General features: G+C 63.7%; 10 protein-coding genes and 1 pseudogene. 4 read left to right on the plus strand and 7 right to left on the minus strand.

Translation table 11 applies throughout. From position 1 onward, the window contains the following. Positions 1 to 1,632: pseudogene (locus J7392_RS21085) on the plus strand (hypothetical protein); the annotation flags it as partial. Positions 1,633 to 1,693: 61 nt separating this feature from the next. Here the strand turns inward: J7392_RS21085 and hppD are convergent. Beyond that, complete coding sequence (gene hppD, locus J7392_RS21090) at positions 1,694 to 2,788, minus strand: 4-hydroxyphenylpyruvate dioxygenase (RefSeq protein ID WP_209219297.1); 1,095 nt, start codon at positions 2,786 to 2,788, stop codon at positions 1,694 to 1,696. Between the two features lie 137 nt (positions 2,789 to 2,925). Between hppD and J7392_RS21095 the strand changes: the two genes are divergently transcribed. Together J7392_RS21095 and J7392_RS21100 are read left to right on the plus strand one after the other, a co-directional pair. Further along, the gene (locus J7392_RS21095) at positions 2,926 to 3,381 is read left to right on the plus strand and encodes an Lrp/AsnC family transcriptional regulator (RefSeq protein ID WP_209219377.1); all 456 of its coding nucleotides are present in this window, start codon (positions 2,926 to 2,928) and stop codon (positions 3,379 to 3,381) included. 18 nt (positions 3,382 to 3,399) lie between these two features. Continuing rightward, positions 3,400 to 5,313 carry a monovalent cation:proton antiporter-2 (CPA2) family protein gene (locus J7392_RS21100; protein ID WP_209219298.1) on the plus strand — a complete coding sequence of 638 codons (1,914 nt, stop codon included), beginning with the start codon at positions 3,400 to 3,402 and terminating at the stop codon, positions 5,311 to 5,313. A gap of 36 nt (positions 5,314 to 5,349) precedes the next feature. Here J7392_RS21100 and cobT read toward each other — a convergent pair whose 3' ends face one another. Further along, positions 5,350 to 6,363 (minus strand): nicotinate-nucleotide--dimethylbenzimidazole phosphoribosyltransferase, encoded by a 1,014-nt coding sequence (gene cobT, locus J7392_RS21105; RefSeq protein WP_209219299.1) that lies wholly within the window; start codon positions 6,361 to 6,363, stop codon positions 5,350 to 5,352. 79 nt (positions 6,364 to 6,442) lie between these two features. Here cobT and cobS point away from each other — a divergent pair, with 79 nt between their 5' ends. Further along, a complete protein-coding gene (cobS, locus tag J7392_RS21110) occupies positions 6,443 to 7,249 on the plus strand; it encodes an adenosylcobinamide-GDP ribazoletransferase (RefSeq protein ID WP_209219300.1) in 807 nt (268 codons plus the stop codon). A 51-nt stretch (positions 7,250 to 7,300) separates the two neighbouring features. On the opposite strand, the gene J7392_RS21115 is transcribed toward cobS, so the two are convergent. The 5 genes from J7392_RS21115 to J7392_RS21135 all read right to left on the minus strand — a co-directional run bounded on the left by J7392_RS21115 (position 7,301) and on the right by J7392_RS21135 (position 12,455). After that, positions 7,301 to 7,813: a CarD family transcriptional regulator gene (locus tag J7392_RS21115; protein WP_007120274.1), complete on the minus strand. Its 513-nt coding sequence runs from the start codon at positions 7,811 to 7,813 to the stop codon at positions 7,301 to 7,303. Between the two features lie 313 nt (positions 7,814 to 8,126). Then, entirely contained in the window at positions 8,127 to 8,462 is a 336-nt protein-coding gene (gene fdxA, locus J7392_RS21120) for a ferredoxin FdxA (protein ID WP_067262482.1), read from the minus strand. 51 nt (positions 8,463 to 8,513) lie between these two features. Continuing rightward, on the minus strand, positions 8,514 to 8,897 hold the full coding sequence (locus tag J7392_RS21125) for an RNA-binding S4 domain-containing protein (protein WP_209219301.1): 384 nt from the start codon (positions 8,895 to 8,897) through the stop codon (positions 8,514 to 8,516). Then, positions 8,898 to 11,882, minus strand: a complete 2,985-nt coding sequence (locus tag J7392_RS21130; RefSeq protein ID WP_348540722.1) for a helicase-related protein — start codon at positions 11,880 to 11,882, stop codon at positions 8,898 to 8,900. It abuts the gene before it with no gap. A 15-nt stretch (positions 11,883 to 11,897) separates the two neighbouring features. Further along, positions 11,898 to 12,455: a hypothetical protein gene (locus J7392_RS21135; protein WP_209219302.1), complete on the minus strand. Its 558-nt coding sequence runs from the start codon at positions 12,453 to 12,455 to the stop codon at positions 11,898 to 11,900. Positions 12,456 to 12,476: the final 21 nt, after the last annotated feature.

A 12,476-nucleotide genomic window follows, 5' to 3' on the forward strand; every position in this document is an offset into this window, starting at 1 on the left:
CCCGCCCCCAGCACAGCCTCCCTGCCCGTCGGCGCGCCTTCGCCCGCTGCGGCCCCGCTTGCGCCGCAGATGCCCGTCGAACCGGCCACCGCCGCCGCCGCGACGGAGGCCGCAGCCCCCCAGCCCGACAGCAGCTCGCTGACGCCTGAGGCGACCACCTCGACCGGCACCTTCCTCAGCCGACGCAAACCGAAAGCGTCGAAAGACCGCCGGACCGCCCCTGCCAGCCCCGCCGCGGCCACCCCGGCATCAGAGGCCGAGCGGATGACCGTTTTCGGCGCGCGCCGCCGGAACGAAGTCGGCGGCAAGCCGCGCTTCCTTGGCCTGATCCTGACGGCGGCGCTTTTGGTCTTCTTGGCCGGTGTCGCGGCTTGGGCCTCGATCTTCCTCGACGAGGGCAGCGCGCTTTCGCGGCTCTTTGGCGACCGCAGCCCGCGCAGCACAGCCGAAGCCTTGGCCCCTGCGGAACCCCCTGAAATCGAGAATGACATCGCCGTGCTGCCCCCCGAACCGGCAGAGCCTGACGCGATCGAAACCGCCGCCTTGGACGCCGGTCTGACGGACGAAGACGGTGCCGTGCTCGACGCGCTTCGCGACCCTGAGCCGCGCCCGCTGTCAGAGATGACCGAGGCCGAGATCGACGCCAAATATGCCACCACCGGCATCTGGGCCCGCGCCCCGGACGTGCCCCCGGCCCCGGCAGCGGCGATTGATATCGACGATCTCTACCTCACCAGCATCGACCCGATCAGCAGCACGACAGACGCCGTGGCCCTGCCGCCCGCCGATGGGTTCGGCACCGACATTGCCCCCGGCGCGGTCAGCTCTCCGGCGGCGGCGGGCACACGCTTTGCGCTGGACGCGCGCGGCTTGGTCAAACCTACGGCGCAGGGGGCGCTCAGCCCCGATGGCCATCTGGTCTACCTCGGACGCCCCGCCGTGCAGCCCCCCGCCACTCTGACCCGGCCAGACGCCGAACCGGCTGAGTCCGAGGTCGACAGCGCCTTGGCCGAGGTCCGCCCCCGTCCGCGCCCCGACGATTTGGCAGAGACGACCGAACGCGCCCAGCTTGGCGGGCTGACACGGTCCGAACTGGCCGATCTGCGCCCGCAACTGCGGCCCAAATCCGTTCAAGAAATCGCTCAGGAAGCGCTCGCCGCTGCCACGCCTGAGCCCGAGGTTGCCGTCATCGACACCAGTGGCGCGGTCGCCGCCGCCCTCGCCACGCCGCCCGCAATCCAAAACGCGACGAAACAGGCCACAACCCAGTCGCGCCGCCCCGATACGCGGCCCCGCAATTTCGACCGGATCGTGAAACGCGCCGCCCGCCGGGCCGCGCCTGCACAGGTCGCGAGCGTCGCGCCCAAAGCGGTCCAACCGCGCTTTCCATCGAAAACCTCCGTGGCGAAACAGGCAACGGTGAAGAATGCGATCAACCTGCGCGACGTCAATCTGATCGGCGTCTATGGCAAGCCCTCGAACCGCCGCGCTCTGGTTCGGCTCAGCAATGGGCGCTATCAAAAGGTTGAGGTCGGCGACCGGATCGACGGCGGCCGCGTCTCGGCCATCGGCGACAGCGAGTTGCGCTATGTGCGCCGGGGTCGGAACGTCGTGCTGAAGATGCCGAACTAGGTCACACCACAAAAAAGGGACGCCGCAGCGCCCCTTTTCCCTCCCCCGGATGTACTTCTGACTAGGTGGCCTCAAGCTCACCATTGTCGATCTGCTCTTGCTCGATCGATTCGAAGAGCGCCTTGAAGTTGCCCTCACCGAAACCATCGTCCCCCTTGCGTTCGATGAACTCAAAGAAGATCGGCCCAATCACGGTTTTCGAGAAAATCTGCAACAGGATGCGCGTCTCGCCCCCGTCGACCACGCCTTCGCCGTCGATCAGGATGCCGTGTTTCTGCATGCGGTCCAGCGGCTCTTCGTGGCCGGTCACCCGCTCTTTCGACATCTTGTAATAGGTCTCGGGCGGGCCGGGCATGAACTTCAGCCCATTGTCGGCAATCGCATCGGTGGCGTCATAGATGTTACGCGCACCGACGGCGATATGCTGGATGCCCTCACCGTTGTATTTCTTGAGATAGGCCACGATCTGCCCAGTCTCCCCGCGGTCTTCGTTGATCGGGATGCGAATGCGCCCGCAGGGCGAGGTCAGCGCCCGGCTGGTAAGGCCCGTATATTTGCCCTCAATGTCGAAGAATCGAATTTCGCGGAAGTTGAACAGGTCGCCGTAGAACTTGAACCAGACGTCCATATTGCCCTTGTGCACGTTGTGCGTGAGGTGATCGAGGTAGTAGAACCCCACGCCTTCGGGCTTGGATGTGGCGATCCAGTCGTATTCCCAGTTGTAGGGCGAAGTGTCGTAATACTGATCAACAAAATAGATCAGCGAGCCGCCGATGCCCATGATCGCGGGCACGTCGAGCACCTTGCCATCGCCCTTGTATTCCTCGGCACCATTGGCCACCGCGTGCGCCAGCGCCTTATGCGCATCCACCACGCGCCAGCCCATGGAGGGGGCGCAGGGGCCGTGTTCTTCGACAAAACGCGCGGCAAAGCTCTCGGGGTCGTGGTTCAGGACGTAGGTGATGTCACCCTGCTGCCAAAGCTCGATCTTCTTGGTCTTGTGGTTGGCGACATGGGCATAGCCCATTTTGGTGAAGACATCGCGCAGCGCCTGCGGGTCGGGGCTGGCAAATTCGACAAACTCGAAACCATCGGTGCCGGCGGGGTTCTCTGCCGTGATCTGCGATTTCGGGGCGTCATGCGGGAAAGGGCCCATGTCAGTCTCCTCTGCTTTGGGATTTGCCCCAGTCTACGCCGCAACCGCCGCGCGAATTGCGCGTATGCAGGCATTGATCTGGCCATCTTCGCGCATCTACCGCATACTGGGTGAAAATTATGCGGAGTTCGCGCACCATGTTGGACGAGATCGACAGGCGGCTGCTAACGGCGCTGCAAAAGAACGCCCACCTCACGGCGCAGGAATTGGGCCAGACGCTCAACCTCTCCCCCAGCCAAGCCGGTCGCAGGCGTCAGCGGTTAGAGGCCGAAGGCTACATTCGCGGCTATCACGCGCGGCTTGATCCGGTGCGGATGGGGCTGAACGTGCAGGGCTTCGTGCAGGTCCATCTGGGCACCCACGGGCCGGAACATTCGGCGAGCTTTGCCCGGCTCATGGCCACCCGTCCCGAGATTGTGAGCGCTTGGACGATGACGGGGGATGCAGACTACCTCCTGAGGGTCTATTGTGACGATCTGCCGAGCCTGAACAGGCTCATTCACGACGTTCTTCTGCCCCATCAGGCCGTGAGCCGGGTGCATAGCCAGATTGTCATGGATCAACTGAAACAGGACGGGCCGCTGCCCACCTGACGCTGAAAGAGGACCGCAATGGAAGGTTTCCTGTTCCAAGCCTCCGTCTATCTGGCCGCCGCGGTGATTGCCGTGCCCATCGCCGCGCGATTGGGGCTGGGGTCGGTGCTGGGCTATCTGGCGGCGGGCATTCTGATCGGGCCGGTGCTGGGCCTCGTCGGGTCCGAGACGAAGGACGTGCAGCATTTCGCGGAATTCGGCGTTGTGATGATGCTCTTCTTGATCGGGCTGGAGTTGGAGCCGCGCGCGCTTTGGGACATGCGCCACCGCCTGCTGGGCTTGGGGGGCTTGCAGGTGCTGCTGTCGACCGCGGCGCTCATGGCCATCGCCATGGCTTACGACCAGCCGTGGCGCGTGGCACTGGCAATCGGGCTAACACTGGCGCTGTCTTCGACGGCCATCGTGTTGCAAACCCTTTCGGAAAAGGGGCTGATGCGAACCCAAGGCGGGCGCTCCGTCTTCTCTGTCCTGCTGACGCAGGATATCGCGGTGATCCCCATCCTCGCCTTCCTGCCGTTGCTCGCCACGGGCATTCCGGGCGGGCTTTTGCCTGATGGGTCAATCTCGCTCGACCCTGAGGCGGTGGAGAATGCCCATCACGGGGCCGAGGGCAGCCATGCCGGGGAGGTCGCCCATGCCGCGCAGACCTTCGTGCAAAGCCTGCCGGGCTGGGGCGTTACGCTGGTCACCATCGGGGCCGTGGCCGCGATCATCCTCGTAGGCATCTACCTGACCCGCCCGGTGTTCCGCTACATCCACCTCGCCAAGCTGCGCGAGATGTATACCGCGCTGGCGCTGCTGATCGTGGTGGGGATTTCCTCGCTGATGACCGTGGTCGGCCTGTCGCCCGCGCTCGGCGCTTTTCTGGCGGGCGTGGTGCTGGCCAGCAGCGAGTTCCGCCATGAGTTGGAAACCGACCTCGAACCCTTCAAGGGGCTGCTCTTGGGGCTGTTTTTCATCACCGTGGGGGCGGGCATCAACTTTGTTCTGCTGTTCGAAAAACCGCTCATCCTGATCTGCATGGCGCTGTTGGTTATCATCGTCAAAGCGCTGATCCTGATGGTACTGGGCCGCCTCTTCCGCCTCAAAGGCCGCGACGGTTGGCTTTTCACGCTGGCGCTGGCGCAGGCCGGGGAATTTGGCTTTGTGCTGGTCAGCTTTTCCCTCGCCACCGGCGTCATTCCCGACCCGATTGGCGAGACGCTTTTGCTGGTCGTGGCCCTAACCATGCTAATCACGCCGCTGCTTTTCATCCTGCACGACCTGATCAGCCGACGCCTTGACGACGGCGGCCCTGTCATCGCCGATGAGATCGACAGCAGCGGTCCGGTGATCATCGCGGGCGTCGGGCGCTTTGGCCAGATGGTGAACCGGATGGTCCAAGCCAGTGGGTTTCAAACCGTCGTGCTGGACCATAACCCCGAGACCATCGCCGTCATGCGGCGCTTTGGCTTTAAGGGGTTTCTGGGCGATCCGACGCGGCCCGACATCCTGCGCAAAGCGGGGCTGCAAGACGCCAGCGTCTTGGTGGTGGCCCTTGATGATCCGAAATCGGCGGTCTCTCTGATCTCCTACGCGCGCAAAGAGAACCCGAACCTGCATATCGTCAGCCGCGCGCGCGACCGCGAGGAGGTCTATCGCCACTATCAGGCCGGATCGAATGACATCGTGCGCGAAATGTTCGACAGCTCGCTTCGGGCCGGGCGCTATGTGTTAGAAAATATGGGGCTTTCGGATTTCGAGGCCAATGAGGCGCAAAAGCTCTTCTACGCCCACGACCGGGTCTCGGTCCGCGAATTGGCGGCGCTATGGCGGCCCGATGTGCCGCCTTCGCAGAACGCCGCCTATGTGGCCCGGGCGAAGGAGTTGCAAAAGGATTTGGAGACCGCCTTTCTCAACCTTGGCGAAGACAAGGGCAACGAAAGCGCCTGAACCGGGCAGCCCCTTCGGGGGGCCACCCGCACCGCCCTATGCGTCGCTGACGCCCGCTTCGGCGAAGGTGGCCATGCCCGCGTGACAGGCGAGCGCGGTCTTGAGGATGCCAATCGCCAAGCCCGCGCCAGAGCCCTCCCCCAGACGCAGGTTCAACTCCAGCAGCGGCTCCTTGTCCAACGCGCCCAAGAGCCGCCGGTGACCGCTTTCCGCGCTGAGATGCCCCGCGACGCAGTGATCCAGCGCGCCGGGTGCCGTGCGCGCGAGGCTGAGCGCGGCGGCACAGCAGATGAACCCGTCGAGGATCACCGGGATGCGCAAGGCCCGCGCCCGCGCCAAAGCTCCGGCCATCGCGGCCAATTCCCGCCCCCCGAGGCGGCGCAGCTGCTCTAGCCCATCGCCCTTGTCCGCATGCAGGGCGACACCCTCGGCCACGACCTCGGTCTTCAGTGACAAGCCCGCGTCATCCACCCCGGTGCCGCGCCCGGTCCAGAACTCCGCCCCGCCGCCCAGAAGCGCCGTGGCAAGTGCCGCCGCCGAGGTGGTGTTGGCGATGCCCATCTCACCCACGACAAGCAGATCGGCCTCGGGATTCACCGCCTCCCAGCCCGCCCGCAGCGCCTCGACGAATTCGTCTTCCGCCATCGCAGGCGCGACGGTGAAATCTTGGGTGGGCCTGTCCAAGGACAGCGGCACCACGTCGAGGCTCGCGCCATTGACCCGCGCGATCTGGTTAATCGCCGCCCCGCCCTGTTCGAAGTTCGACACCATCTGCGCCGTCACCTCTGCCGGAAAGGCTGAAACGCCCCGCGCGGCGACCCCGTGGTTGCCTGCAAACACGATGATCTGGGGCGCGGCGATCTCGGCCCGCGCACCGCCGCGCCAGCCCCGATACCAGACCGCGAGGTCCTCCAACCGGCCAAGCGCGCCGGGGGGTTTGGTCAGCATGGCGTCATGGGCCCGCGCCTCTGCCATCGCCGCATCGTCGCAGGCGGGCATCGCACGCAGCAGGCTGCGAAATTCGGTAAGACTGGCGAAAGACGTGTTCATATGCGGCCCTTTGCGGATTGATATTCAATCGTTTCTAGCCTTAGCCTGTCGGCGCTGAAAGTGCCGAAGGGGCGAAATAATGGCCATTCCCGACATCACCGCCCTGAGGCAGGCCTTCCGGCCCCGCGACATCGCCGTGGCCTTTGCCCTGCTGACCCGCCTGCCCCTGCCGCATTTCCATTTCCCGACCGAGCCGCACCGCCCCCCGGCCCGCAGCGCTTGGGCCTATCCCTTGGTCGGGATCGTGCTGGCGCTGATTGCCGGGGCCGTCGGTGTGGCGCTGACGCGCCTGGGCGCCACGCCGCCGCTGGTGGCCGCCTTCGTGCTACTGACGCTGGTGATGCTAAGCGGGGCGATGCATGAAGACGGCCTTGCCGATTGCGCCGATGGATTCTGGGGCGGCTGGACCCGCGAAAAGCGCCTGAAAATCATGAAAGACAGCGTGATCGGCACCTATGGCGTCGTGGCGCTGGTGCTGTCGCTTTTGCTGCGTTGGTATCTCATCAGCGAATTGATCACGGATGAGGCGCTGATCTGGGCGCTGGTCGTCGCCTCCTGCGGATCGCGGGCGGCAATGGTCTGGGTGATGGACAGCCTGCCCACTGCGCGCCGCGACGGGCTGTCTGACCGCACGGGCCGCCCCGGTGAATTGGCGACAGCGGTGGCGGTGCTGATCGGCGTGGTCGTGATCGTGCTGGCGCCGGATTATTCCGCATGGCGCTTGACCGTTTTGGCGCTGCTTGCCGCGCTGGTGGTCCGCCAGATCGCCAAACGCAAGATCGGCGGGCAGACCGGCGATGTTTTGGGTGCGACCCAACAGGTGACCGAGATCGCCCTGCTGATCGGTTGCCAGATGATGGCCTACGGCTGGCAGGCCATTCCATAAAAAAACCGCGCCCCCGGAAGGGACGCGGCCTTATCTTAAATTGTGCACCGCTTAAGCGGCCACACGGCTTTCCAGCACGTCGCCAACCTGTTTTGCGGCAGCGAGTTCATCGCCCCCCGAAACAGCGGCCACTTCGCGGGTCAGGCGCTCAAGGGCCGCTTCATAAAGCTGACGCTCGGAATAGCTCTGCTCGCGCTGGTCGTCGGTGCGGTGCAGGTCGCGCACCACCTCGGCAATGGCAATCAGATCGCCGGAGTTGATCTTTTGCTCATACTCCTGCGCGCGGCGGGACCACATGGCGCGCTTGACCTTGGCCTTGCCCTTGAGCGTCTTCATCGCGTGGTTGATCACATCGGGTGTCGACAGGGCGCGCATGCCGATTTCGGTCGCCTTATGGGTCGGCACCCGCAGGGTCATCTTGTCTTTTTCAAAGGAAATTACGAAGAGCTCCAGCGCGATGCCGGCAACTTCCTGCTCCTCAATCGAGACGATCTGCCCGACGCCATGCGCAGGGTAGACGACGAATTCATTGGGGCGGAAATCAAGCTTTTTCGATTTGGTCATATAGATCGCTCCTTGGCGCGCGGGGGAAGCCCCGCCATTAACTCAGACACCTGAACAGCACGTAAAACGCATGCGAAGCGCAGCCTGAGCGGTCTGCGTTCGGGTGCGTTTGAGTTAGAAATGTGAGGTCAACCTTGGCAGCAGGGTCGAAACATTATCAGGCTCGTGTGTTACAGCTTGAAGACACTATAGCACAGAATCACGGCTTTCGGAAGCGCCCCCAAGCCGCCATCGGCGCTTTCCCGGTCAATTCAGCGGGTTAACACGCAAAGTTGAGGTCACAGAGGCGCAACAAAGCGCGAATCGCCGTGCCTTAGCCGCCCTCGCCCGGTTTTTCGGAGAAGAGCTCCATCTTGCCCTCTTTGCCATCCATCTCTTCCGCTTCGGGCAGCGGGTCTTTCTTGGTGATGATGACAGGCCAAAGTTCGGAATACTTCCGGTTGAACTCCACCCATTTTTCCATATCCGGCTCGGTGTCCGGGCGGATCGCATCAGCGGGGCACTCGGGCTCGCAAACGCCGCAATCAATGCATTCATCGGGGTGGATCACCAGCATGTTCTCGCCTTCATAGAAGCAGTCCACCGGGCACACCTCGACGCAGTCGGTGTATTTGCAAGCGATGCAGGCGTCATTCACGATATAGGTCATGCGGAAACTCTGGCTGGATATGTGAGGGACTAGCTAAACCGGGGCGCGGGATCATTCAAGGTGGCGCGCCTTAGAAAGATCAAGCTGCCTGCGGTCGCGCTTGGTCGGGCGGCCCTTTCCCTCAAAACCGGGATTTTCGGGCTGTCTGTCCTTTGATTTGGGCTGCGGCGGGGACAGATCGGTGTAGAGCGTCTGCGCTTCGGGGGCCGGGCCGCGGCGATGGCCGATCGCCTCGATGCGGATCACCCGCACATGGTCGCCATGCGAAAAGGTCAGCACATCGCCGGGGCCGACGTTGCTGGCGCGTTTCTGCGTCGGCGTGCCGTTGATCCGAACCGCGCCGCCCGCCACCTGCGCGGCAGCGAGCGAACGGGTCTTGAAAAAGCGGGCGTGCCACAGCCATTTGTCCAGCCGCAGTTTCGCGCCCGCCTCCACTTACTTGTCGTCCTTCAGCCCCATCAGCGCGGCGGCAAAGGGATTGTCAGGGTCGATCTGCTTTTCCTTACGCGGGGGACGGGCAGAGAAGTTCTGCGACTTGCCGCCTTTGTCCCCGCCGGGCTTGCGCCCCTTGGCCTTGGCAGGTTTGCCACGCGGCTTGCCCTGCCCTTGATTGCGCTCCCCGCCGCGACGGTTGCCACCGCCATTGCCGCGCGGGCTGCGGGCCCATGTGAAGATGTAATAGGTCTCCATCTCCGGCCCGGCGACATCGGCGTCGGGCGCGGTGCCCTGCGGAATTTCTTCCGCCGGCACTTCGGGGATGTTGGTGTCGATCTCAGGCTCGTCGGAGGCCACATCGGCCATGGGGGCGATGCCATCGTCGGGCATCTGCGCCACATCCGCAGGGCGGTCATCGGGGTTGGTCTCATCCGAAGGGGTTTCGATGATACCGCCTGCAGGTTCCTCGGCGGCGACATCCATGATCGGCTTGTCGGCTGCGTCGTCACCGGGCAGATCGCTGTCGAGCTTCTCGGGCACCACTGTATCGGCGGAAGGGTCCATCGCGTCATGGCTGCCGTCTTTGGGCATCACCACATCGACCGGTTTCACCTTGGTCCGCTCATCCTTCTCGGCCTTGTAGCCCAGCCCTTCCATCAGGTCGGCGAATTGCTCAAGCGTCATGCCGGTGATCGACAGCATGTCCGGCTTGGCCTCGAACCCGCCCCGCGAATCTTCGGCCCGCAGCATATCAGCGAGACGTTCCAGCATGTCGATGCGGATCGCGCGTTTGCCGGCGTTGCGGTAGCCCGACATGGTGTCGGCCCCGGCTAGCGCTTCGGCTTCGACCGGGATGGTCACCAGACCGGGCGGGGGGGATTCTGGGAATTCGTTCAGCCCTTTGGCCAGCGACCACAGCACCAGACGCAGACGTGTCGGCGCGGGTTTGAGCATCAGCGGCATGAAGATGGTGAACTGTCCAAAACGAATGCCATGTTTACGCAGCGCACCACGGGCGTCTTGATCCAGCGCCTTCACATCCTCGGCCACCTGGGCGCGGGGCAGAATGCCAAAATTCTCAACCAGTTGGAAAGCAAAGCCACGGGCCAGACCGGTCAACGTGTCATCCTTGCTCAGCCCCAAAAGCGGCTCGAACAGGGCCGCGACCTTGCGGTCGATGAAGTGCTGGAGGCGGCGTTTCACCTTCTCCGCCACTTCAGGCCCGGCGATATCGTCGACAAAGACTTCGACCTGCGGCTTCAGCGCGTCGCTGCCAGCGGTCAGTTTGCCCACCGCAGCGCTACCCCACATGAGGCCGCCCTGTTCGGTGAAATCAATCTCGGTGTCTGGGGCGTTGTAGAACCGGTCGGCGCGCAGATGGAACTGCGGAGCCAAGGCCTGCAATGCGGCGGTTTTCACCGTTTTGTCTTCAGCCGCACCCGCGCCCTTGTCCACCCGAAAGCGGAACCCGTCCAGCTTGCCTACAAATTCACCTTCAACGGTGACTTCACCGGTCTCGTTTACATCGGCCACCATGGCTTCCTTCTGTCCAAGCCGGCGCAGCAATACACTCGTGCGCCGATCTACAAATCTTTGCGTCAAACGCTCGTGCAGAGCGTCCGACAAGCGGTCTTCTACGACACGCGTCGTGTCGCGCCAATGGCTTTCGTCCTTTGTCCAGCCCTTGCGCTGCGCAACGTAGGTCCATGTGCGGATAAACGCGAGTCGTTTGGACAACGCATCAATGTCGCCATCGGTTCGATCAATTCGTTTGATTTGTCGTGCGAGCCAATCGTCGGGGATATATCCGCGCTGGTGCAGATCGTTGAAAATGGTTTCGAGCAGACCGGCATGTTCCGCATGGCTGATGCCGCGGAAATCAGGAATGCGGCAGACATCCCAAAGAAGCCGCACCGAGGCGCCATCCGTGGCCCGGGCGAACACCTCATCCACCTGCGCCAGTGCCTTGAGCGCGCGCAGGTCGTCGGATTCCCGCGCCCTGACCAGCCGCTCGTCTTCGGGGGGCATTTCCAGCGTTTTGATCAGGCGGTCAATGCTGCCGAATTGCAGAGCGTGGTTGCGCCAGTTGATCTTGTTCTGCGGGGTGAAGTTGTGATCCATGATCGCGCGGGCAACGTGATCGTCCAGCGCAGGCGCGTCCCCGGTGGTGCCAAAAGTGCCGGATTTGAACCCGCGCCCTGCCCGCCCCGCGATCTGGGCCAGTTCATTCGGGGCCAAGGGCCGCATCCGCCGCCCGTCAAACTTACTGAGCGCCGAGAAGGCCACATGATCAACGTCGAGGTTCAGCCCCATGCCGATGGCATCGGTCGCAACCAGATAGTCGACCTCTCCGTTCTGATACATCGCCACCTGCGCATTGCGCGTGCGCGGAGAGAGTGCGCCCATCACCACCGCTGCACCGCCTTTTTGGCGGCGGATCAGCTCGGCGATGGCATATACATTCTCAACCGAGAAGCCGACAATTGCGCTGCGCGGCTTCATTCGGCTTATCTTTTTCTGACCTGCATAGATCAATTCGCTCATCCGGTCGCGGCGCATGAAATCGACCCCCGGCACCAGCGCCGCGATGGTGCCGCGCATGGTATCGCTCCCCATGAACAGCGTCTCATGCAGGCCGCGCGCGCGCAGCAGACGGTCGGTAAAGACGTGGCCGCGCTCGGGATCGGCGCAAAGCTGGATCTCATCAATGGCCACGAAGTCCGCCCCCATCTCTTGCGGCATCGCCTCGACAGTGCACACCCAATACTGCGTGCGCGGCGGCACGATCCGCTCTTCGCCCGTGACCAACGCGACCACCGAGGGGCCGCGCGCCTTGACGATCCGGTCATAGACCTCGCGCGCCAAAAGCCGCAGCGGCAGGCCGATCACCCCGGTCCGATGGGCCAGCATCCGTTCGATTGCATAGGTCGTCTTGCCGGTATTTGTCGGGCCGAGAACGGCCACGACGCGCTTGTTGCCTGCCACCTGTCTATCCTTGAATTAAAGCTCGCGCCCGATGCCGTCCCGGCGCAGCCCCTCAAGGGCCGCGAGGGCGTCTTCGTGGTGCGGGTTGAGGGCGAGCGTCTTGCGGTAAAGTGCGGCCGCGCGGCCCAGATCTCCGAACTCCTGTATCATCACGGCAAGGCCGAAAATCGCGTTGTAATTGTCGGGGTTCAGCGCCAGCGTCCGCTCCAGATCATCCAACGCGGGGCCATAGAGGTCGGCCCCGTAATAGGCCTGCGCCCGCGCATGAAACCCTTCGGCGAATCCGGGGGCGTGATCGGTCAGCGCGGTCAAATGCTCGATCGCCAAACGTGCATCGCCATCCGCCATCGCCTCCCGCCCCCGCGTCAGCAGCAAATCCATCGCAGCCGAACCGGAGCGCTGCCAATGCGCTTCGATCTCATGGGCAATTCTGGGAGCCTCCTCCGCCGGGGCCTCGCGCAGCTTTTGCATAAGCTCGGGCGGGGCCATTTCGGCCACGGCCATGCCCGCAAGCAACACAAAGCTACCAACTGCCGCAACGGTATGTTTGAGGTTGACGGGTATGATGCGCATAACAAAACTGAATGTAACAGG

The sequence above is a fragment of the Sulfitobacter sp. R18_1 genome (genome assembly GCF_017743915.1).
Taxonomy (GTDB): domain Bacteria; phylum Pseudomonadota; class Alphaproteobacteria; order Rhodobacterales; family Rhodobacteraceae; genus Sulfitobacter; species Sulfitobacter faviae.

Bases quoted from the DNA above. Each gene is read 5' to 3' on its own strand.
- hppD (WP_209219297.1), bottom strand. From the start codon at position 2,788: ATGGGCCCTTTCCCGCATGACGCCCCGAAATCGCAGATCACGGCAGAG.
- J7392_RS21095 (WP_209219377.1), top strand. From the start codon at position 2,926: ATGTTGGACGAGATCGACAGGCGGCTGCTAACGGCGCTGCAAAAGAAC.
- J7392_RS21100 (WP_209219298.1), top strand. From the start codon at position 3,400: ATGGAAGGTTTCCTGTTCCAAGCCTCCGTCTATCTGGCCGCCGCGGTG.
- cobT (WP_209219299.1), bottom strand. From the start codon at position 6,363: ATGAACACGTCTTTCGCCAGTCTTACCGAATTTCGCAGCCTGCTGCGT.
- cobS (WP_209219300.1), top strand. From the start codon at position 6,443: ATGGCCATTCCCGACATCACCGCCCTGAGGCAGGCCTTCCGGCCCCGC.
- J7392_RS21115 (WP_007120274.1), bottom strand. From the start codon at position 7,813: ATGACCAAATCGAAAAAGCTTGATTTCCGCCCCAATGAATTCGTCGTC.
- fdxA (WP_067262482.1), bottom strand. From the start codon at position 8,462: ATGACCTATATCGTGAATGACGCCTGCATCGCTTGCAAATACACCGAC.
- J7392_RS21135 (WP_209219302.1), bottom strand. From the start codon at position 12,455: ATGCGCATCATACCCGTCAACCTCAAACATACCGTTGCGGCAGTTGGT.